Source organism: Escherichia sp. AM3, assembly GCF_032029835.1.
Classification (GTDB): domain Bacteria; phylum Pseudomonadota; class Gammaproteobacteria; order Enterobacterales; family Enterobacteriaceae; genus Escherichia; species Escherichia coli.
In genome coordinates, this window is sequence record NZ_JAVUPQ010000427.1 from 1 (window position 1) to 829 (window position 829).

At 53.6% G+C, this 829-nt stretch carries 1 protein-coding gene and 1 pseudogene; both read left to right on the forward strand.

Annotation, left to right across the window (positions count from 1 at the left end):
• The first annotated feature begins 24 nt into the window (after positions 1 to 24).
• Entirely contained in the window at positions 25 to 282 is a 258-nt protein-coding gene (locus RTW80_RS26360; protein WP_001054379.1) for a YjhX family toxin, read from the forward strand.
• A gap of 11 nt (positions 283 to 293) precedes the next feature.
• Positions 294 to 829: pseudogene (locus RTW80_RS26365) on the forward strand (GNAT family N-acetyltransferase); the annotation flags it as partial.

Consider the following 829-nt stretch of genomic DNA (forward strand, 5'->3'; position numbering starts at 1 on the left):
TGATGATTAAACAGGTTCTTCAGTATGAATTTATCCCGTCAGGAACAACGTACGTTACACGTTCTCGCTAAAGGTGGACGTATTGCGCACGTCCGCGATTCTTCAGGCCGCGTCACTTCCGTTGAATGCTACAGCCGCGAAGGGCTGTTGCTGACCGACTGCACGCTCGCCGTCTTCAAAAAACTCAAAACCAAAAAACTTATCAAGTCCGTCAATGGTCAGCCCTATCGAATCAACACTACCGGGCTGAATAACGTTCGCGCTCAGCTCGATAATCGCTAAGGAGAGTTTCGATGACAGCACACCACTTCACTTTTCAAATCACAGATGAAAGTGATGCCAGTGATATCCGGGAAGTCGAAACCCGCGCATTTGGCTTCAGCAAAGAAGCCGATTTAACGGCCTCTTTACTTGAGGATGAAAGCGCGCGCCCTGCGTTATCGCTGCTGGCCCGACATGAAGGCAAAGCCGTCGGGCATATTTTATTTACCCGGGCAACCTTCAAAGGGGAAATGGATTCACCGCTGATGCATATCCTCGCTCCCCTGGCAGTCATACCGGAATACCAGGGGATGGGCGTGGGAGGACGGTTGATACGCACTGGCATCGAGCACCTGAGGTTGATGGGCTGCCAGACGGTTTTTGTTCTCGGCCACGCCACCTATTACCCCCGACATGGGTTCGAACCCTGTGCCGGAGACAAAGGCTATCCGGCACCTTATCCCATCCCGGAGGAGCACAAAGCCTGCTGGATGATGCAAGCACTCACCGCTCAGCCCATGAACGTGACCGGCCACATCCAGTGCGCGCAGGCCCTGATGAAACCGGA

Excerpts from the sequence above, each read along its gene's own strand:
- RTW80_RS26360 (WP_001054379.1), top strand. The coding sequence starts at position 25 with ATGAATTTATCCCGTCAGGAACAACGTACGTTACACGTTCTCGCTAAA.